The organism is Paenibacillus sp. FSL R5-0810 (genome assembly GCF_038002285.1).
GTDB lineage: Bacteria > Bacillota > Bacilli > Paenibacillales > Paenibacillaceae > Paenibacillus_AQ > Paenibacillus_AQ lactis.
Genome location: NZ_JBBOCF010000001.1, coordinates 1,162,516 through 1,182,376 on the forward strand (window position 1 = coordinate 1,162,516; position 19,861 = coordinate 1,182,376).

Annotated in this window: 21 protein-coding genes and 1 riboswitch; of the genes, 15 read left to right on the forward strand and 6 right to left on the reverse strand. The window is 50.4% G+C overall.

Annotated elements, in window-relative coordinates; genetic code table 11:
• Positions 1-26: 26 nt before the first annotated feature.
• Positions 27-206: a hypothetical protein gene (locus MKX76_RS05335; protein ID WP_007130275.1), complete on the reverse strand. Its 180-nt coding sequence runs from the start codon at positions 204-206 to the stop codon at positions 27-29.
• Between the two features lie 318 nt (positions 207-524).
• Here MKX76_RS05335 and pxpB point away from each other — a divergent pair, with 318 nt between their 5' ends.
• The 5 genes from pxpB to MKX76_RS05360 all read left to right on the forward strand — a co-directional run bounded on the left by pxpB (position 525) and on the right by MKX76_RS05360 (position 4,212).
• Positions 525-1,253, forward strand: coding sequence for a 5-oxoprolinase subunit PxpB (gene pxpB, locus MKX76_RS05340; RefSeq protein WP_341033159.1), 729 nt, complete (start codon positions 525-527; stop codon positions 1,251-1,253).
• Complete coding sequence (locus MKX76_RS05345) at positions 1,244-2,248, forward strand: 5-oxoprolinase subunit C family protein (protein WP_251537558.1); 1,005 nt, start codon at positions 1,244-1,246, stop codon at positions 2,246-2,248. Before pxpB ends, MKX76_RS05345 begins: the two co-directional genes overlap by 10 nt.
• On the forward strand, positions 2,245-3,003 hold the full coding sequence (locus tag MKX76_RS05350; RefSeq protein WP_007130272.1) for a LamB/YcsF family protein: 759 nt from the start codon (positions 2,245-2,247) through the stop codon (positions 3,001-3,003). Before MKX76_RS05345 ends, MKX76_RS05350 begins: the two co-directional genes overlap by 4 nt.
• A gap of 107 nt (positions 3,004-3,110) precedes the next feature.
• On the forward strand, positions 3,111-3,743 hold the full coding sequence (pcp, locus tag MKX76_RS05355) for a pyroglutamyl-peptidase I (protein WP_144868798.1): 633 nt from the start codon (positions 3,111-3,113) through the stop codon (positions 3,741-3,743).
• A 106-nt stretch (positions 3,744-3,849) separates the two neighbouring features.
• Positions 3,850-4,212: an NIPSNAP family protein gene (locus MKX76_RS05360; protein WP_144868796.1), complete on the forward strand. Its 363-nt coding sequence runs from the start codon at positions 3,850-3,852 to the stop codon at positions 4,210-4,212.
• Between the two features lie 197 nt (positions 4,213-4,409).
• On the opposite strand, the gene MKX76_RS05365 is transcribed toward MKX76_RS05360, so the two are convergent.
• The gene (locus MKX76_RS05365; protein ID WP_007130269.1) at positions 4,410-4,811 is read right to left on the reverse strand and encodes an Imm7 family immunity protein; all 402 of its coding nucleotides are present in this window, start codon (positions 4,809-4,811) and stop codon (positions 4,410-4,412) included.
• Between the two features lie 260 nt (positions 4,812-5,071).
• A complete protein-coding gene (locus tag MKX76_RS05370; RefSeq protein ID WP_251537557.1) occupies positions 5,072-6,211 on the reverse strand; it encodes a phosphodiester glycosidase family protein in 1,140 nt (379 codons plus the stop codon).
• Between the two features lie 246 nt (positions 6,212-6,457).
• Between MKX76_RS05370 and MKX76_RS05375 the strand changes: the two genes are divergently transcribed.
• Genes MKX76_RS05375 through MKX76_RS05385 form a run of 3 tightly spaced genes read left to right on the forward strand, consistent with a single transcriptional unit; the run spans position 6,458 to position 8,396 of the window.
• Positions 6,458-6,826: a GntR family transcriptional regulator gene (locus MKX76_RS05375; RefSeq protein ID WP_028407145.1), complete on the forward strand. Its 369-nt coding sequence runs from the start codon at positions 6,458-6,460 to the stop codon at positions 6,824-6,826.
• Complete coding sequence (locus tag MKX76_RS05380; RefSeq protein ID WP_341033161.1) at positions 6,826-7,713, forward strand: ABC transporter ATP-binding protein; 888 nt, start codon at positions 6,826-6,828, stop codon at positions 7,711-7,713. The genes MKX76_RS05375 and MKX76_RS05380 overlap by 1 nt, the downstream gene beginning before the upstream one ends.
• Positions 7,713-8,396, forward strand: a complete 684-nt coding sequence (locus MKX76_RS05385; RefSeq protein ID WP_007130265.1) for a hypothetical protein — start codon at positions 7,713-7,715, stop codon at positions 8,394-8,396. The genes MKX76_RS05380 and MKX76_RS05385 overlap by 1 nt, the downstream gene beginning before the upstream one ends.
• A 207-nt stretch (positions 8,397-8,603) precedes the next feature.
• On the opposite strand, the gene MKX76_RS05390 is transcribed toward MKX76_RS05385, so the two are convergent.
• Positions 8,604-9,929 (reverse strand): voltage-gated chloride channel family protein, encoded by a 1,326-nt coding sequence (locus tag MKX76_RS05390; RefSeq protein WP_007130264.1) that lies wholly within the window; start codon positions 9,927-9,929, stop codon positions 8,604-8,606.
• Between the two features lie 76 nt (positions 9,930-10,005).
• A riboswitch (Fluoride riboswitch) is annotated at positions 10,006-10,067 on the reverse strand.
• Positions 10,068-10,294: 227 nt separating this feature from the next.
• On the opposite strand from MKX76_RS05390, the gene MKX76_RS05395 reads away from it, so the two are divergent.
• From MKX76_RS05395 to MKX76_RS05410, 4 genes are all read left to right on the forward strand, one after another.
• Positions 10,295-11,350, forward strand: coding sequence for a FecCD family ABC transporter permease (locus MKX76_RS05395; RefSeq protein ID WP_341035024.1), 1,056 nt, complete (start codon positions 10,295-10,297; stop codon positions 11,348-11,350).
• A complete protein-coding gene (locus MKX76_RS05400) occupies positions 11,351-12,385 on the forward strand; it encodes a FecCD family ABC transporter permease (protein ID WP_341033162.1) in 1,035 nt (344 codons plus the stop codon).
• A gap of 155 nt (positions 12,386-12,540) precedes the next feature.
• Positions 12,541-13,542 carry an ABC transporter substrate-binding protein gene (locus MKX76_RS05405; RefSeq protein ID WP_341033163.1) on the forward strand — a complete coding sequence of 334 codons (1,002 nt, stop codon included), beginning with the start codon at positions 12,541-12,543 and terminating at the stop codon, positions 13,540-13,542.
• 401 nt (positions 13,543-13,943) lie between these two features.
• Entirely contained in the window at positions 13,944-15,410 is a 1,467-nt protein-coding gene (locus MKX76_RS05410; protein ID WP_341033164.1) for a chitinase, read from the forward strand.
• A gap of 271 nt (positions 15,411-15,681) precedes the next feature.
• Here the strand turns inward: MKX76_RS05410 and MKX76_RS05415 are convergent, their stop codons facing one another.
• Both MKX76_RS05415 and MKX76_RS05420 read right to left on the reverse strand, forming a co-directional pair.
• Positions 15,682-16,041 carry a DUF3221 domain-containing protein gene (locus MKX76_RS05415; protein ID WP_341033165.1) on the reverse strand — a complete coding sequence of 120 codons (360 nt, stop codon included), beginning with the start codon at positions 16,039-16,041 and terminating at the stop codon, positions 15,682-15,684.
• Positions 16,042-16,162: 121 nt separating this feature from the next.
• The gene (locus tag MKX76_RS05420) at positions 16,163-16,573 is read right to left on the reverse strand and encodes a winged helix-turn-helix transcriptional regulator (RefSeq protein ID WP_007130258.1); all 411 of its coding nucleotides are present in this window, start codon (positions 16,571-16,573) and stop codon (positions 16,163-16,165) included.
• 189 nt (positions 16,574-16,762) lie between these two features.
• Between MKX76_RS05420 and MKX76_RS05425 the strand changes: the two genes are divergently transcribed.
• From MKX76_RS05425 to MKX76_RS05435, 3 genes are all read left to right on the forward strand, one after another.
• Entirely contained in the window at positions 16,763-17,977 is a 1,215-nt protein-coding gene (locus tag MKX76_RS05425) for an MFS transporter (protein WP_007130257.1), read from the forward strand.
• Between the two features lie 106 nt (positions 17,978-18,083).
• Positions 18,084-18,929 (forward strand): aldo/keto reductase, encoded by an 846-nt coding sequence (locus MKX76_RS05430; RefSeq protein WP_028406990.1) that lies wholly within the window; start codon positions 18,084-18,086, stop codon positions 18,927-18,929.
• Between the two features lie 121 nt (positions 18,930-19,050).
• A complete protein-coding gene (locus MKX76_RS05435) occupies positions 19,051-19,845 on the forward strand; it encodes an SDR family NAD(P)-dependent oxidoreductase (RefSeq protein WP_028406991.1) in 795 nt (264 codons plus the stop codon).
• Positions 19,846-19,861: the final 16 nt, after the last annotated feature.

Consider the following 19,861-nt stretch of genomic DNA (forward strand, 5'->3'; position numbering starts at 1 on the left):
GTGCAGGGCTGTTTCAGGCTTTTCTATTATGATTGATTGTCGGATTGCTGACCGGCGCTTGGCTGTTGCTGCTGATTGAATGCTTCGGTAACTTCCTCTTCGGAAATCCCGGTTTCAAAATCACCCGGAACCGGCATTTTGTTCAGCTCCGTACGCTGTACTTCGGCTTTAGTCGGCTGATTGCCATTGTGGTTTGTTTCGCTCATTGTGGCACCTCCTTTATCGTGGACAAATGTAGGATTCCAATGCTGGGATGAAATTATACCAAAATTACCACATGTTTCTTACCCTTACCGAATCACGACCCGGGGACATTAACGAAAAATGTACTTGGGGTAGGTTGAAACCGCTTTGATCATCATTTCAGGCGCTGTTCTTTTCGTAAGTAGCGAAGAACATTCGTAATTTCATATTGGATGCAGAATTCAAGCTCAACGGGCAGCGGTTTATCTGCTATCATAGGAGTATTCTTAGCTTTTGCAGGCGTACGTAAGGCAGTACATATGGAATGGAGTAATGAGAAGATGAGCAAGTCCTACTCGATGCACCCGCTCGGGGATGCTGCCGTTCTTGTCCAGTTAGGCGATGGGATCACCGATGCGGTCCATCAGCGGGTCGTTGACTTTACGCAGCGGGTGGAACGGAATCCTTTTCGGGGGTTTATAGAGTGCGTGCCTTCCTTTACCACCTTAAGCATTTATTACGACCCCTTGACGGTTCAGAAACCGGATGATTCGAGTTCCACATTCGACTATGTGTGCTCCTTGCTGCAAGAACGATTTAAAGCGGATGAAGAAAATGGGAAGCAACGTTCCATCCAGGAGGTAGTGGATATTCCAGTCTGTTATGGCGGTGATTATGGACCGGATCTGGAGATCGTGGCGGAGCATAACGGAATAACGGCCGATGAGGTCATCCGTCTGCATTCGGGGCAGGATTACTTGGTTTATGTGATCGGATTCGCGCCCGGTTTTCCTTATATCGGCGGTGTTCCAGAGCGTATTGCCGCTCCCCGAAAACAGACGCCCAGACCGCGTATCCCGGCTGGCTCTGTTGGGATCGCGGGCACGCAGACAGGCATTTACCCGATCGAAACGCCGGGAGGCTGGCAAATTATCGGCCGTACCCCGCTCGCCCTGTTTAGGCCAGACCGGCAGCCTCCGACTTTGCTGCAGTGCGGGCAGTACATTCGTTTTCGGCCGATTGACCGGGCGGAATATGATCGACTAAGGGAAGTGATGCTATGCGATTAACCGTCTTGAAGCCGGGGCTGCTGGTTACCGTTCAAGATCTTGGAAGGTTTGGCTATGGCAAGTACGGAGTCATTACGTCCGGTGCTATGGACAAGGAGTCCCATCGTGTCGCCAACTGGCTCGTAGGCAATCCGGACGAAGCGGCTGCGCTCGAAATCACGTGGTCCGGATTCTCGCTGCGGATGGAGGAGGACGGATGGATTGCCGTTACGGGCGGGGATTTGTCGCCGCGGATCGGGGATACGCCTGTACCGATGTGGCGACCGGTTTATGTCCGGAGGGATAGTGTCCTCACGTTTCAACAAGTCCGTTTCGGATGCCGCGCATATCTCGCCGTGTCGGGAGGGCTTAACGTCCCGAAGGTTATGGACAGCCGCAGCACCTTTTTGCGGGCCGGCATCGGCGGATGGGAGGGACGACCGCTTCATGCAGGCGACCGTTTGTCCACATACCCGTCACGGCTTTCGAACCGATCGGTTGACCGTTCTACAATAACAGGCGCATTCTATGCGCCGCGATGGTTTGCGCTGCCGGGGAAGATTCCGGCAACCGGGCAGGAGGTAACTGTCCGGGCCATGCCGGGGCGCCAATATGAGGATTTTGACGAAGTCAGCCGGCATGGCTTCTTCCATCAACCGTTCCGGATCCGTCCCGAATCCGACCGGATGGGGTACCGATTGAAAGGCCCCGATCTGCGGCTGACTAAGGCTAAGGAATATGTGTCGGAAGCCGTTGCTTTGGGCACGATTCAGGTGCCTGCAGACGGCCAGCCGATTATCCTCATGGCGGACCGGCAGACGCTCGGAGGCTATCCGAAAATCGCGCAGATCGCTTCGGTCGATATCCCGCTGGTCGCGCAGCTCCAGCCAGGAGGAACCTTGCGCTTCAGGGAGATTACGCTCCGTGAGGCAGAACGTCTCCGGGACGAACGGGAGCGCGAGCTAGCCATCGTCCGTGAGATGATCAAGCGAAAAATAGAGGGAGTGGTTCCATGATCCAAGTGGATCTTAACTGCGATATGGGAGAAAGCTTCGGCACCTACCGGCTTGGATCGGATAGCGAGCTGCTGAAATGCATCACCTCGGCCAATATCGCCTGCGGATTTCATGCCGGCGATCCTTCGGTCATGCGTCTTACCGTACGCCAAGCGATCGCGCACGGAACGTCGATCGGTGCGCATCCGGGCCTGCCAGATCTGGTCGGCTTCGGAAGAAGAAGAATGGACATTACGCCGGATGAGGCATACGATATGGTTTCGTATCAGATGGGGGCCTTGATGGCTATCACGCTTCAAGAGGGTGGAAAGCTTCATCATGTGAAGCCCCATGGTGCTTTGTATAATATGGCGGCTGTTTCACGCCCCCTAGCCGAGGCTATAGCTTGCGCCGTCCATCGAATCGATCCGGGGCTAATCCTATACGGGCTCGCCGGCAGCGAGCTGGTGGATGCCGGCAAGCGGACGGGGCTTCGAACGGCAAGCGAAGTATTTGCCGACCGCACCTATCAGGATGACGGAACATTGACGCCGCGGAGCCTTCCCGGCGCCCTCATTACGGATGAGGAGCAATCGGTCCGGCAAGTCCTCCGGATGGTCAAGGAGGGCGTGGTCATGTCGCAGTCCGGCAAGATCATTCCGATCGTCGCCGATACGATATGCATTCACGGCGACAGTCCGCATGCGCCGGTATTCGCACGTACCCTGCGTACCCGGCTTGAATCGGAAGGGGTGCGAGTGCAGTCGATCCTTTAAATAAGGCTTCCAACACCTCAATACAGGTATACCGTAGATCATACGCCGTTCAATCATGAAGAACTCGTGAGATAATATACATTATGGATTACAGGAGTATATGACCAATGAAAAAAATACTGATTTCAGGCTTCGAGCCCTTTGGCGGAAGCGCCATTAACCCTACGGAAAGACTGATTAACGATATCAAAAACGAAAGTTTCGCGGATGCGGAAATCCGAACGGTCCTGCTGCCGGTTCATTATGACGAGTGCGCCGAGCTCCTGCTGAAGGAGGTCCATACATTTGAACCGGACGCAGTTATCGCTTGCGGGGTGGCGGGAGGAAGAACCGCGGTTACCCCTGAACGGATCGCGATAAATACCAAGGATGTGCCGCCCGAATCCGTGATCGCGGACAACCGGGGGGCGAGGCCGCAGGATGAGCCGATCGATCCGGAGGGCCCGGACGGTCTGTTCGCGACCCTTCCGATCCGTGCGATGGTGAATCGGATGAAGGAAGCTGGAATTCCGGCAACCGTATCCAATACGGCAGGCACTTATATTTGTAATAACACCATGTATGCGGTGCTGAACGAGATCCGGAAGCGGCAGCTGCAAATCCTCGCCGGCTTCGTTCATTTTCCGGCATCGACGGAGATGGCCTTGGAGAAGCCTGGGCTGCCAACGCTGTCCCAAGATACGATGCTTCGAGCGCTTAAAGTCATTGTTCGAACGACGATCGATGAGCTGACGGAATAACCGTAAGCTTTTCTGAACCGGCTTGGGTTGTTGTCCTGGGGGATGGAAATGGATGCATTAAATTTGCCTGGTGTGTAAATTTAATTAAAGCGGAGGCTATAAACTTATGATTTACCGAAGAAAAAAGTACATGGTTGACGCAAGTATCGCAGCGGCGTTTAATGAGCATTTTAACAGCACTCTATTACCGACGCAATTAAAGTATGGCGCAAGATTAGTTGGAAGATGGATGGCCCCGAATAAGGAAGGAAATGTGGAGATTTTTGCTATATGGCAATATGACAGTCTCGAAGCTTACGAAGAAATAGAGAATAATGTTAGAAGTGATAACGAGCACGTTGAACGTGTACAGAAGTGGTTTGAAAAAATGGGAGGCAGAGAGAATCTAAAAAAGGCGTTTTATTTCATTGACGAAGATTTTATCGAATCAACGGTTCCAGTCGAAAATACAATCCTTTCAGCAAAATAAAGAGATTGCTCAGCTCATAAAAACTGTATTAGTCAATAAAGGACCATCCTTTAATCGGCATTTTTTGATGGTCCTTTTTTACGTTCAAACTTAATTCGAAGGCTCACCGGATCATCGGCTTAGGAAGTTTACAATGAATGAAAGTTTGTTTGGTTAAGATGGAAGGAGGGGATGCTGCGCTCGTACTACCCTGCCGGTTAACTTAATGCGTCTTCAATAACAGGGATGCAAGGAGAGAGGAAAGGATCGCGCTGCTCCTTCAGCTGCCCGCGCGCAAGCACCAACACCCGAAATTCGTTGTCCTCACCTTCCTGATTCTCGTCATCCCTGGAATACAGCAGTCCGTATGATCCAGGGGCAATCTCCCCGATATAACGGTATAATGACAAGATTTCATCGGCTTCTGGACCTTTCTCCTTCGTAAACCCTCCAACATGCAGATAGTAACATCCGCATGCGGCATTGAGAGACAGCAGGCCGCTTCCCCAAGCATATTCCGTAATCTTTAATTGTATTTTCGGAATGATCGCTTCCAGTTGTTCCTGCTCGGCTTTCGAAGCTGTCACTTGAATGGTAATCCAGCCATGAAATTCATACATTGCTTCTCACCTCGCATCGTTTTCCTATATATTTACACCCACCTTCTTAATGTCGAAACATATTTCTTGCGGTACGCATGAGGGAAAGCAGATCGGCTCAAATAGGCAGGAAGGATACAAATCCTACAGGAATAGAAAAGGCTCCTTCGAAGGTCCGGTAACGTGATCCGGTTATTCGAGGAGCCTTGTTCAATGCTCTAGGTGCGGGCATTGCCCGATCAAGCACTTGTCCTAATGAAGCGTAATAGCCCTATGGGGCGTTATTTCAACTTTACGATAAGGGCGTTGCTGATCTGACGACCGGGTGCGGTAAGATAAGAGCCGTTGTAATACAGCCCGCTGGATGCGCCGCCATCCAGATTCATCGCCTGGTAGGCTCCGGCCTGCCTCATGATTTCCGCCAATTGGGGAATGGTTGCCCCTCCTGTTGTCAGCAAAATAAGCTTATGATCCTTCGTGATCCCAAGTGCGCTTCGTGCGCCTCCACCCGTTAGAATCTTCGGATCTTTGAAGCCTTCCTTCTTGACGTTCAGCGAAACTTTGCCGTCCTTCACCAGCCGGGGGCCCGCTTGAAGAGCCCCTTTCATTTGTCCTTGCTCATATTCCGATTTGAAGTCCAGACCCGGAATCATCTGGGTCAGATTATTACGGTCGTAGGTAAAGATCGTCCGGTTATCGCCTGGGGCCTTGTGCAGAATGGCGCCGTTATGTACGAGATAGCCGTAAGGCGCTTTATAAGCACCGGCGGTATAGGCATCGAAGTAGGTTCCGTTGATGGCGGCAACCGCTTGATTCCGTTTCGCAAGGCTGCGCAAATCCTCGACTTTGCCGGGTTTATTGCCGGCAAGGGCTACGCCAAGCTCCACCTTCGGATGCAGAAGGGAGACGGTTACCACCTGGGCGCTGAAGCTTCGGGAACCAACCTTGAATGTTTTCTTCGCCGAAGTGACCGGCTTCAATGTATTCGAAACGAGCTTGCCCGACATCACCGGCAGTGTATTCGAAGCGGATGTTGCTCCGTCTTTGATCTGCAAGGCTGTACGGTTAGGCTCCCACTTCAACGCAAGGCCTAATTGCTGAGCGGTAAACTGAAGCGGTACATATGTGATGCCGTTCTCGGAGAACGGGGCTGCCTTGATCTGCGTTTTTTTGCCGTCAATGTACGCGGTCCTGCTCCCCAAGTAAAGGGTAAGCTGCTTATTGTCTTTTGTTATGCGAAGCTTCTTTTCGGCAGCTGTGTAGGACACTTGAATGCCCTCAAAGGTCTTAAGGAGGGACACTGGGATAAAGGACTGGTTGTTCTTGTCAACATAGGCAAGCATTTTCGGAGTGGAAGCCGCGTTCAATGGGGTCACCACCATAAGCATGGCGAGGATGACGAGTAAGAGGATTCTTTTCATGGTTCTTTCTAAACTCCTTTTCTCTATGTCTGTTTCGGTTGGCTTGAGCTCAACTCGGCTGCATCTGTGCCAATACTATATCGGCTTACCGGGATGAAACCATTAGGACCATAGACGGGTTCCTTCGCCCGATTTGTAAAAAATGGCCAATAAAATGTTGACACGGAACCACATCTCTTGTATGGTTAATTACATGAGTAACTAACCGAAGATGTAATGAAGTCTGAACACGAAAGCGGTGAGGTAATGGCGTTTCAAATTGATGACAGCAGACCGATATTCATGCAAATTGCGGACAAAATTGAAGATGACATCATAGAGGAACGATTGCCTGAGGAGACGCAGGTTCCATCTACGAATCAGTTTGCGGCCTTTTACCAGATCAATCCGGCCACAGCGGCCAAGGGCGTCAATCTGCTGGTCGATCAAGGGATTTTGTATAAGAAACGGGGGATTGGCATGTTTGTAGCAGCGGGAGCACGTGAACAGCTCATCGAGAAGCGCAAGACGGAGTTTTATGAGCAGTACGTTGTGGCTATGGTGAAGGAAGCCGAGAAGCTTGGGATTACGAAAGATCAATTATCGGAAATGATCCGCAGAGGGGAGCAAGACTGATGAGCCAAACCGTCATCGAAGTCAACAATTTGAGCAAGGTATACAAGGATTTTACGGCCGTCGATAATGTCAGCTTTAGGATCGAGGCGAATAAGATCTACGGATTGCTGGGGAGAAACGGCGCCGGGAAAACAACCATCATGCAGATGATTACGGCACAGCAGTTCTCAACCAAAGGGGAGATCCGCGTATTTGGCGAGCATCCTTATGAAAATAACAAGGTGATTCAGCAGATATGCTTTATCAGGGAGAGTCAGAAATATCCGGATTTAGTTACCGTCCGGGATGTCATGGGGATTGCCTCCGACGTATACCCGAACTGGGACGCGGAATACGCCAAAGCGCTGATCGAAATTTTCCGTCTGCCGATGAAGCGCCTTGTGAAGAGATTGTCGCGCGGCATGCTGTCAGCGGTCGGGATCATCGTAGGACTCGCCAGCCGAGCGCCCATTACGGTGTTCGACGAGCCTTATCTTGGCCTCGACGCCGTTGCAAGAGAGCTTTTCTATGATCAGCTGATCGAAGATTACACCAGCCATCCGCGTACCATTATTCTGTCCACACATTTGATAGATGAAGTCAGCAGGCTGCTGGAGCATATCATTCTTATCGATGAAGGAAAAATATTGCTGGATTCGGATACCGATGAACTCCGCGGACGGACCTGCAATGTGATTGGGCATCAATCTACGGTTGAATCCTTTATTCAAGGCAGAAAAGTCATTCATACGGAATCGCTCGGATCAACGGTTTCGGCTACGGTGATGGGCAAGACCGAAGCAGAGGTGAAGCAAGAAGCAGCACAAGCAGGACTGGAAACGGTACCCGTATCCTTGCAGCAATTAATCGTTCATTTAACGAGAAACGGAAAGGTGGCGAGCCGCTAATGAGAGGGATATCCAGCGTTATTAACATTCATTTAAGACATAAACTTACGTGGTTTTATTTGCCTTGGATGATCATGGCCTTCAGTTTCTTGGTCAATTTGCTGATCGGTGTATTGATTAATGGAGAGACGTTGTATACGGGCGGTTTGGGTACCATCTATATATTCATGTTCGTTACCTCATTGACCACAGCGATTCAGTTGTTCCCCTTCACCACGGGGTTTAGCATACGCAGAACGGACTTTTTCATAGGGACCCTTACCTTTATAACCTTGATCAGTATCTTCAACTCGGCACTTCTTGTGGTGCTATCCCATATTGAAGTATGGACCGGGGCATGGGGAGATCATATGCGCTTCTTCAATTTACCGTATCTGAATGATGGATCATGGCTTATCCAATTCGTTGTGAATGTCATCTTAATGTTATGGTTTTCCATGTTGGGGCTGGGCATCGGAGCGTTTTTCTTAAGATTCAGAGGGATCCGAACGTTTATCATGCTTGCAGCCGTTACGATCATCATCTCGGGTCTCAGCTTGATTGCGATGCGATACGAATGGTGGGGGCCGATCTTTAAATGGTTTGCTAGTCATTCTGCTCTCGACTTGACGCTATGGATGATTCCGATTGTGCTTATCCTTGCACTGTGCTCTCGCCAGTGTCTGCGCAGATCAACGGTGTAATTGCCAGAAGATGCAACAGGGAGGTGCACCAAGATCATTGGATCTTGGGGGTGCCTCTCTTTTTTTTGTGTGAAAAAGCGTTCTTCGTACAAATGACCTGCCTTGGTTCGTCGTCCGGGCTTCGGGTTATAGCAGCGTACAGCATCCATCATTACGCCGCTCACAGAGTGAGGCAGGGCTGCCTGCGGCAAATGAAAAGACGCCCGATCACTCGGACGTCTTTTGCTTGCGCTTTGCTTTGTGCAGTTCTTTTGCTCCCGCAAGCGTTGTTCCCGGTGGAAACGAGAGGAGCGGGTGCTTGGACGCGCCGATGTGCTGGGAGGTGTAGATGCCGGAGTGCCCGGAGAACAAGTAGCTTATGACGCAGGCCAAGAGCATATACACGGCGCCTTCTCCTCCAAACAGCTCGATTCCCATGATAAAACAAGCAATCGGGGTGTTGGTTGCCCCGCAGAATACAGCAATAAAACCTAATGCGGCCAGGAAAGGGGCGTACAATCCGAGCCATCCCGATAACGCATTGCCCAGCGTTGCCCCAATGGCAAACAGCGGCGTTACCTCGCCACCCTGAAACCCTGCTCCAAGCGTCAGCGAGGTAAAGAGGATTTTACCAAGAAAGGCGAATGGCGAAACTTCCCCAGCGAAGGATTCTTCGATCAGGGGGAGGCCAAGTCCCAAGTAATCGCGTGTGCCAAGCAGATAAACCAGCCCAATGAGGATGACGCCTCCCATTGCGCTTTTGACCATAGGATTGCGGAAAACGTGGCTGTACCATTTTTTCAGAGCATGGGTAAGCTCGCTGAATAGCCGGCTTACGAGTCCGAAGAGGATCGAAGCTGCAACGACTTTCATCAGGACGATAAAGCTCAGAGGGGGAATCTCCCCGATCAGATAATGCGCATGGCCGACACCCCAGAGGGAAGTGGCGGTTAAGTTGCCGACCAGGCTGGCGATGAAGGCAGGAATTAACGCCTGGTGCGAGATGAGGCCAATGGCTAGGACTTCGAGACCAAACAGCGTTCCGGCGAGCGGTGTGCCGAAGATGGAGCCGAAGCCGCCGCTAATTCCGCAGATAAGCAGGATCTTTCGATCAAGCGATGTCACGCGAATGAGCTTGCCGAACCACTCCGATAAGCTTCCCCCCATTTGGACGGCTGTGCCTTCACGTCCGGCGGAGCCTCCGAACAGATGCGTAACCAGCGTCCCGAAGAGGACCAGCGGCGCCATCCGCAGCGGGATGGATTCTGTGCCGCCATGGATCTGTTCCAGGATAAGATTATTTCCCTTCGCACTGCTCTTGCCGAACCTTTCGTAGAGGAAGCTGACCACAACGCCTCCCAGGGGAAGGAGGAACAGCAGCCAAGGGTTTCCTATTCGAAGGTTCGTTACATAGTCAAGGCTATAAAGAAAGAAGGCAGAGGCACTGCCTGTCATCATGCCGACGATGCTGCCAAGCACGATCCATTTGATCAAATAACCTGTCAGCAGGGCGTATGGCGGCCAATTCTCGTTAGGTTCAACCCATTTCTTCATCAAATCCGTTCACCCGTTTCTGTTTATTCGCCGCTAACCCCTGGATACACAAAACAGACTCCTACCAGGAAAGCGACCTCTGGTAGGAGTCATTAGCCTCGAAAAGCGGTTATGGCGAACTCCATCGCCTCATTCAATTTGCATTCATTGTAATGGAACAGAGGTTTGCGTGTCAATAGGACAACCCGCTATGAAGCAGGTATACGATACTTGAGATTACTCAGCATGGTTTGGAGCATCGATGGATTGGGGCATGGATTTTTTTCAGGAGGAGAAATTCAACATGTCCATGGACGAAGAATATGCCATATTTTATCATTGTAAATGATAATGAGAATCAATATCACAGGATCGAGGAGAGAATGATGTCATCAAACACGTCCAAGCCAAGACTTTCAGATGCTGAGATTCATGTCCACGTCAAAGGGCGTCCATGGGCTGCGACCCTGATTATCACGGGAGGCGCGGCTGCACTGATGCTTGGCATAGCGTTATCCATATCGCTTGGAGCGGCCGAGATTGATCTGCGAAGTGTATGGGAAGCTGTGTTCTTCTTTGATCCCAGCTTGACGGAGCATCAGATTATCCAGGAGCTGCGCATGCCGAGAGTTCTCGGCGGGGCCATGGTGGGCGCTTGTTTCGCCGTATCGGGAGCCATTATGCAAGGGATGACCCGGAATCCGCTCGCCGATTCGGGCCTGCTTGGATTAAATGCGGGGGCGGGGTTCGTGATCGCGATTTGCTTTGCGTTTTTTCCGGGGCTGCCGTATATGTATCTGATTCTGCTCTCATTCGTTGGGGCTGCCTTGGGTGCGATGCTCGTGTATGGAGTCAGTTCCATGTCCAAAGGAGGGCTGACACCGGTTCGGCTCGTTCTGGCCGGTGCTGCGCTTAGCGCGCTCTTAAGTGCTCTTAGCGAAGGCATCGCATTGTATTTTCGGGTCGGGCAGGATATGGCGTTTTGGTATGCCGGCGGTACGGCAGGGATTCAGTGGAATCATCTGAAGATCATGCTGCCTTGGATAGCCGCTGCTATATTGGGTGCGATTGCCTTATCGCGCTCAATTACGATGCTTAGCCTTGGGGATGATGTAGCACGTGGACTGGGTCAGCGAACGGGGCTCGTCAAGCTGGGCGGGACGGCGATCGTGTTAGTGCTGGCAGGGGCCGCCGTCTCGGTTGTCGGCGCGGTGGGCTTTGTCGGTCTCTTGATTCCGCATGTCACGCGCAAGCTGGTCGGCGTGGATTACCGGCTCATCATTCCCTGCTCGGCCGTGCTGGGAAGCCTGCTGGTCGTCATTGCCGATCTCGCCGCCAGAATGGTGAACCCTCCTTATGAAACGCCAGTTGGCGCGATCATTGCCTTGATCGGGGTCCCTTTCTTCCTCTATCTGGCACGCAAAGAAAGGAGGGAGCTGTAGATGGAAGCCGTCACAAATGCCATCCAAACGCAAAAAAGCAGGAGACGGAACATCATCACCTTGTCTGTTCTGGGTGCATTGATTGTCCTGGTGTTTCTAATCAGCATGAACACCGGCGTGATTCGGCTATCCCCCGTTGAGGTCGTAACGACATTGTTTGGCGGCGGAACCGATAAGCAGAATTTGGTGCTGTTTGATTTCCGGTTGCCTCGCATCGTCATTTCACTGCTTATTGGCGCGGGTTTAGCGGTATCCGGCTGCGTGATGCAGGGAATATCCCGCAACGCGCTTGCCGATCCGGGTATCCTGGGGATCAATGCGGGAGCCGGGTTGATGGTCATGCTGTTCATCTCATTTTTTCCGAACACGACAGCGGCTCCGATTTATCTGCTGCCGGTTTTAGCTTTGATTGGAGCCGGCTTGACCGCGGCCTTGATCTGCGTGCTTGCTTATAAGAAAAACCAGGGCTTTAAGCCGACAGGCCTTCTATTGACGGGAATTGCCGTCGCAGCCGGCATAAGTGCGGCAATGATCGTGCTTACACTGCGATTGAGTCCGGAGAAATACCAGTTTGTTGCCGTCTGGCTTGCGGGCAGTATCTGGGGGTCGAGCTGGAAGTTCGTGCTGGCCTTGCTCCCATGGATCCTTGTGCTTCTGCCCTTCGTGATGTACAAAGCGCAGGTGATGAACGTTCTTAATCTTGGAGAATCGATGGCGGCCGGACTGGGTGCATCCGTAACGAAGGAGCAATTGAAGCTGCTGGCAGCGGCGGTCGGCTTGGCGGCCTCCTGCGTCGCGGTGAGCGGAGGGATTGGGTTCGTCGGGCTTATTGCTCCCCACCTGGGCAGACGCTTGGTCGGTGCGAAGCATCAAATGCTGCTGCCGGTAACAGCGATGATCGGTGCATTGCTGGTCATCACAGCCGACACGCTGAGCCGCTCGATCCTTCAACCGTCTGAGATCCCGACAGGGATCGTGGTTGCGGTGATCGGTGCGCCATATTTCCTGTACCTGTTATCCAGGACGAGAGCTTAGCAGCCCGGATGCAAGGGATCTTTAGGAGTTCTTGTGAAGGGAGAGGGTCTTGCCACGAGGATCTGATCGCATCGCATGGAATATACAGCCGATTGCATCGAGCTCAATTCGGTGCATGCCCCAGCCATACACTACTAAATCAGGAGGAGACAAATATGCTCACATCGAAGTATCGGGTCATACTCACAATGCTCATCTTATGTTCGTTCTTGATCTCCGCATGCGGCGGAAAGGGAAATCCGACCGGCAACGCGGGTACTACGGGTGAAATAGCCGCAAGCGGGGACAAGCCCCAGACGAAAGTCTCAGTGCAGCCTGCGACTAGAAAGGTGGATACCATACACGGGGAAATCAAATATCCGGCAGAACCGAAGCGAATTGTTGTCGATGCCTATCTGCCAACCCTGCTGCTGCTCGGAGAGAAGCCGGTAGGCGCGACGGCCAAGGATCTGGAGAATGTCCATATCCAAGACATGATCGATGGTATCGAGAGTACCGGCGAAAACGCAACGGAAAAAATCCTGGAACTGAACCCCGACCTGATCATCAGCGCCAATTCCGATCCGGAGGTGTTCGAGAAGCTGTCCAAAATTGCGCCCACAATCATTCTTCCTTATGAAACCTATCGAAGCGTGCACGAAGAAGTGGAGGGGCTGGGTGCAATCCTGGGCAAGGAAGAGGAGGCAAAGGAATGGCTGGCTGAGTTTGACGAGAAAATAGAAGCGCTGCGAGCGAAGGTGAACGGCGTAGTGGAGGAAGGAGAAACCTTTTCGATCTTTGGCGCTTTCGGCAAGACCTTCTACCTTTATGGCGACGGCATTTATCGCGGAGGATTGGCGATTTACAAGGAGCTCAAGCTTACCCCTCCGGAACGAATCCAACAAGAACTGATTGCCACTGGTGAGACCTACAAAGAAGTGTCCATGGAGGTTCTGAAAGATTATGCAGGAGATTATATCTTTTTTGACGAGTCCAATGGTGCCGAGATGGATAAGAGCAATAGGGTATGGACTTCGATCGAAGCCGTAAGCCATGGGCGCGTGTTTTATCTGGATGCCAAACGATTCTGGCCGTATGATCCGATGGCCGTCTTGGCACAGGCCGAAGAAGTGACGAATATGATCGTCAGCCAAAAAGAGAAGGAGAACGCGAAATAATCGATCGTTCACGAGTGGCAAGAGCAGATTCGTATCGAATTAGCCATGACCTGTGTGCTATAAAGCTTCAGCCGCAATGTGGCAGGCCCTGTATAACAGCGTCTGCCATGTTTTTGTTTTCATAGAGACATCGATTCATGATGATAGGGAGCTTAAAACGTTAGGGATCATCTTACACCATGAAATTGATCCTCCAGAGCTATTGATAATAATTAACATATAAAGTAAATTTTGAATATAGAATCAACTTCCTATATATGTAAATAAAACAATAAACAGCAATTAAAAGGTTTGTTTGGATGTGGAAGATTTCATGAGATTTTCGTATCTTTGCAAAGGAGGTGATGCTGTTTTGCAAGGCAGGCTGTAAAGCTTAACGATCCATTATTGAGGAGGGATTAATGATGAGAGCGGGTTTATGCAGAATTCCGGACAAATCGAGAGTGATGCTATTGCCTTTAATGGTCGTCGTGTCTATGATCATGAGCTTTTTCCCCCTTGAGGTTTCTGCAGCAGATCGGGGTTCCTGGGCAGCCTATGTGTCTTATGCCGTAAACGACAACGTGACGTACGATGGGAAATCGTATAAAGCTATTCAATCTCATACTTCACTACCCGGATGGGAACCGCCCAATGTTCCTGCATTATGGCAGCATGTTCAAGGTGGCGGAGGAAATGATACTGCAGCTCCGACAGCACCTGCGAATGTAACTGTAAGATCAGTCACCTCTTCAAGCGTTACTTTATCCTGGCAAGCCTCTACGGACAATGTTGGCGTGACAGGATATGATGTCTACCAGGGCACAGCCCTTGCGGCTTCGGTTACCGGTACGAGCGCGACCATAGCGGGTCTTTCACCGAACACGACCTATTCATTTAAGGTCATAGCTAAGGATGCTGCCGGGAATCTTTCACCTGCCAGTGCGAGTGTGACTGCAACAACGGCAGAAGAGACAGGCGGAGGTCCCCAGCCGACCAAGCATATATTGACAGGGTACTGGCAGAATTTTGTCAATGGTGCCAGCAAATTGAAGGTGAGAGATATACCGGATCAATATGACATCATTGTGTTAGCGTTTGCTGAGATGGACCCTGTTAACCCTGGCGGTGTCGTTTTCAATGTAGATTCTGCGCTATCCGCAGCTCTGGGCGGGTATACCAATGCCGAGCTGATCGCGGATATTCAAACTAAACGAGCTCAAGGCAAGAAGGTCATCATATCCATTGGAGGGGAATTAGGGAACATTGATTTGAATACTGCCTCGCCGAATATAACGAACTTTGTGAACAGCATGTACGGGATCATCACGCAATTTGGACTTGATGGGATAGACATTGACCTGGAGCATGGCATGAATGTGCCTAACTTAACCACCGCGATTCGCCAACTGAAGCAAAAAGCAGGAAATGATTTTATTCTGACAATGGCTCCTCAAACGATAGACATGCAGAGTCCAAACACCTCCTATATGCAGCTTTATAACAATCTGAAGGATATCACAACCGTAATGAACGTCCAGTACTATAACTCTGGATGCATGTTAGGTCGTGACGGTAAATGCTACTCCCAGGGCACGGTTGATTTCCTTACGGCGCTGTCGGACTTAACGCTGCAGTGGGTATCACCTTCCCAATTGGGACTTGGAGTACCTGCTGCCTCTTCAGCAGCCGGAGGCGGATATGTTTCTCCAACGGTCGTGAATAATGCCCTGAATTGTCTAGCAACTGGAAACAACTGTGGAAGTTATAAGCCTGTGGCTAAATACCCTGATGTACGGGGAGCAATGACGTGGTCCATTAACTGGGATGCGACTACGAATTACGCGCTTGCTAAAACGGTGAGACCATTCTTAGACACACTGCCTTAATGTTCATGATATCGTGTAACTTTAGTAGATAGTTATCATAAAATAGAGAAACCTCTCTTTGATATGTGGTGAATCCACCCATCATTATCATAGAGAGGTTTTGTTTTATTTTAGATGGTCGAAAGGATCTGTCCTTGGATACCCATGTTGGAACCATATCCCGCACTCTATTAGGTTTTATCTCTTTGATTAGTTAAGGTGTATCCGATTCGGTCAGGCCGAAATCTAATGGGGACAAATCTTTTTCAAAGACCTAAATATAATGGGACTGTCACTCTGCTAGGTCATGTCTTACGACTTCAATCGCCATTGCTTGCAGTGGGCTGCTAAGTAAAATATGGGGGGCTGTGACGGTAACTCTCTCACCAATTTCTAAATCTTCGTATAAATCGGCATCTGTTATATGATAGTAAATCACATCATTTGGGTCATCATTATTTAAATAGTCTGATAACGAATGGTTGGAGGCATCATTCCTTGAGATATTCTGAACCACCACGATCATGGGAGTTTTATCTTGGTTGATTTGCTTATCAAAAATAAAATCACCGGTCTCCATCTTTACTTGATTGCAACCAGCCATAAAACTGCTAAGAAGCAATAGGGCAATAGCTGAATGTATTTTTCTCACTATAATTATTCTTCTCCTCATGTAATATTCCATGGGCTCTTCGTATGCTTCATGTTATTTTAAATGATACCATATTTTGTAAGGGATGATTATAGTGATTTCAGCGATTACCCAAATAGATTCAGGTCGTACGTGCATCCGATGTGGCAGGCTCGTCCACGGCTTTCAGTTTATCGTTCAGAATGCTGTCCTCAAGCACGCTGAACTTATCCCCGTATACCTTCGTTATATGCTTCTCTCCCCACGCGCAGAGCATATCCAGAATGCCGGTCAAGCTCTTGCCGTAATCACTCAGCTCATACTCCACTTTGGGCGGGACTTGATTATGAATAATGCGATTGATTACGCCATCGTCCTCCAGCTCCCGCAGCTGCTGTGTCAGCATTTTTTGCGTGATATTCGGCATGAGGCGCTTCAGCTCGCTGGTTCGTTTACGGCCATGGGTCAGGTGGCAAAGGATTACGCATTTCCACTTGCCTCCGATCACTTCCAATGTCGCTTCGACGGCAATATTGTATTTCTTCGCTTGCATATTCATCCTCCTATTGGATAGGCACTGAAAAGTAACTAGGGTACTGCGAAGTGCCTACATTACAAAAAAGTACGTTCTTCACATAAAATTCGATATGGATCATAATAGCATTTGCCAGCTGGATTACACCATACTCAATTTTTTTACAATATACAAGCAAGCGAATTGGATAGGGGGAATTTCAACACCATGATCATAGATAAAAAAAGAAGTTTCTTTGCGCTGCTGGCGCTTGCCGTCAGTGCCTTTGCGATCGGAACAACGGAGTTCATCAGCGTAGGGCTGCTGCCGTTGATCTCGGAGGATATGAATATATCCGTTACGACCGCCGGATTAACCGTATCGATGTACGCCTTGGGCGTCACCTTCGGTGCGCCCATCCTAACGTCGCTTACCTCGAGGATGTCCAGGAAGACCCTGCTGCTATGGATCATGATCATTTTTATTATCGGAAACAGCTTGGCGGCTGGCGCGGCTTCCATCGGCATTCTGCTTGCGGCTCGCGTGCTTTCGGCCTTTTCCCATGGGGTATTTATGTCGATCGGTTCGGTCATCGCCGCCAGCGTGGTGCCAGAGAACCGCAGAGCCTCCGCGATCTCCATTATGTTTACAGGACTTACCGTCGCTACGGTGACCGGTGTTCCGATCGGAACGTTTATCGGTCAGCAGTGGGGCTGGAGACTGGCTTTTGTCGCCATTGCTCTGGTCGGTGTCGCTGCTTTCATCGCGAACAGCATTCTGATCCCGTCGGACATGCCGAAAGGAGAGCGGACCTCATTCCGCGATCAGGCTAAGCTGCTGACCAATCGCCGTTTGCTGCTGATGCTCCTGATTACCGCGCTCGGTTACGGCGGCACCTTTGTTGTCTTTACTTATTTATCCCCACTGCTTCAGGATATAACAGGCTTCAAGGAAAATACGGTAGCCGTCATTCTGCTCGTTTACGGGATTGCCATAGCGCTAGGTAATATCATCGGCGGGAAAGCAGCAAATCGCAGTCCGCTCAAAGCACTGCTCTATATGTTCAGCGTTCAAGCGGTGGTGCTGTTCTCGCTTACGTTTACCGCGCCGTTTAAAGTTGCCGGATTCATTACGATTATTCTCATGGGATTTCTGGCTTTCATGAATGTTCCGGGGCTGCAGGTTTATGTTGTTGAGCTGGCTGAGCGGTTTGCGCCAAGCGCTGTGAATATGGCCTCGGCACTGAACATTGCGGCATTCAATGCAGGCATCGCCATCGGCTCCTTTTTGGGCGGCTTGATTACGAAATCGATGGGCTTGATTCACACGGCTTGGATTGGAGCGTTGATGGTATTCGCGGCGGTCGCGCTTACGGGATTGAGCTTGAAGCTGGCAAGAAAGGATTCGGAGAATCCGGATCGTCCATATACGAAAGCGGCTTGAATGGAAAATTTAGGATGAAGGGAGGTGATGTTTAAGCGTTTCATCGGAAATACTGCAACTAGGCTCCATTTCTTCACAAACATAAAACTTTTGGAGGTTCATCAACATGACAGCAAAACACTTACAAGATACAACCACTTTATATAATGGCGTCAACATGCCTTGGTTTGGACTTGGCGTATTTAAAGTAGAGGAAGGACCGGAGCTGGTAAACGCCGTCCGCACGGCAATTCGGCATGGCTATCGCTCCATAGATACGGCCGCCATATACGGAAATGAAGAAGGGGTCGGACAGGGCATCCGCGAGGGCTTGGAAGCTGCCGGGATCAAGCGGGAGGATCTGTTTGTCACATCCAAAGTATGGAATGCCGATCTGGGGTATGAGTCCACCTTGAAGGCTTACGAGGAAAGTCTCCGGAAGCTGGGTCTTGAATACTTGGATTTATACCTTATACACTGGCCGGTTGAAGGGAAATATACAGAGGCGTGGAAGGCATTAGAAACGCTGTACAAGCAAGGGCGTGTCAAAGCTATTGGCGTCAGCAACTTCCAGATCCATCACCTCGAGCAGTTAATGAAGGAAACCGAAATCAAACCGATGGTGAACCAGGTGGAATATCATCCACGACTAACGCAAAAGGAACTGCAGGCGTACTGCCAGGAGAATGGAATTCAGCTCGAGGCTTGGTCTCCATTAATGCAGGGACAGCTCCTGGATCAGGAGGATCTTCAGCTCATTGCTGAAAAGTATCATAAATCCATCGCGCAGATCATTCTTCGTTGGGATATCCAAAACGGTGTGGTCACGATTCCGAAATCGACCAAGGAACATCGGATTATCGAGAACGCAGACATCTTTGATTTTGAATTGTCCGCCGAGGATATGCAGCGCATTGACAGCCTGAACCAAAATCACAGAGTGGGACCGGATCCGGACAATTTTGATTTCTGAGAAATTTGTGTTTACGCAAGGATAGAAGTGTAATAAATATTGCGGCTCTCCTCAATCCTCGGGCGGTAACGACGGGGAATCAGGAGGGTCCATTCCTACATAATGGAAGGAGAGAGCGTTAATGAATTTGGAGCTACAAGGAAAAGTCGCTCTGGTAACAGGCTCAACGTCCGGCATTGGCAAAGCGATAGCCATGTCGCTTGCAGCGGAGGGCGCATCCGTCATTATTAATGGTAGGCATGAGGATAAGGTAAAACAGACGATCCATGACATTCATGCCGTCCATCCGGATGCCGAGCTGCGTTATGTCGTGGCGGATCTCGGAACGGAGGAGGGCTGTCATCAGGTCAGGGAAGCTGCTCCGGTCGTTGACATACTGATCAACAATATGGGGATTTTTGAGCCCGCTGAATTTTTCGATATCCCCGATTCGGAGTGGTTCAGGTTCTTCGAGACGAATATCATGAGCGGCGTCCGGTTAACCCGGCATTATTTGAAGAACATGATCAATCGGAATGAAGGTCGAATTATTTTTATCGCGAGTGAAGCAGCCATCATGCCTTCCCAAGAGATGGCTCATTACAGCGCAACCAAGACGATGCAGCTGTCCCTTTCCCGGAGCTTGGCCGAGCTGACGACAGGAACCCGCGTTACGGTCAATACCGTCATGCCCGGCTCTACGCTTACGGAAGGCGTGGAGACGATGCTGAAAACCCTCTATCCCAATGAAGAGCTCACCATCGAAGAAGCGGAGCGGCGGTTTATGAAGGAGAATCGGCCGACTTCCATTATTCAGCGGCTGATTCGTCCAGAGGAGATTGCCGATTTTGTCACGTATCTCAGCAGTCCTAAATCCTCCGCGATTAACGGTTCGGCGCTCCGCATCGACGGGGGCTTGGTACGGAGCGTATTCTAAGCAACCGGATGCATCG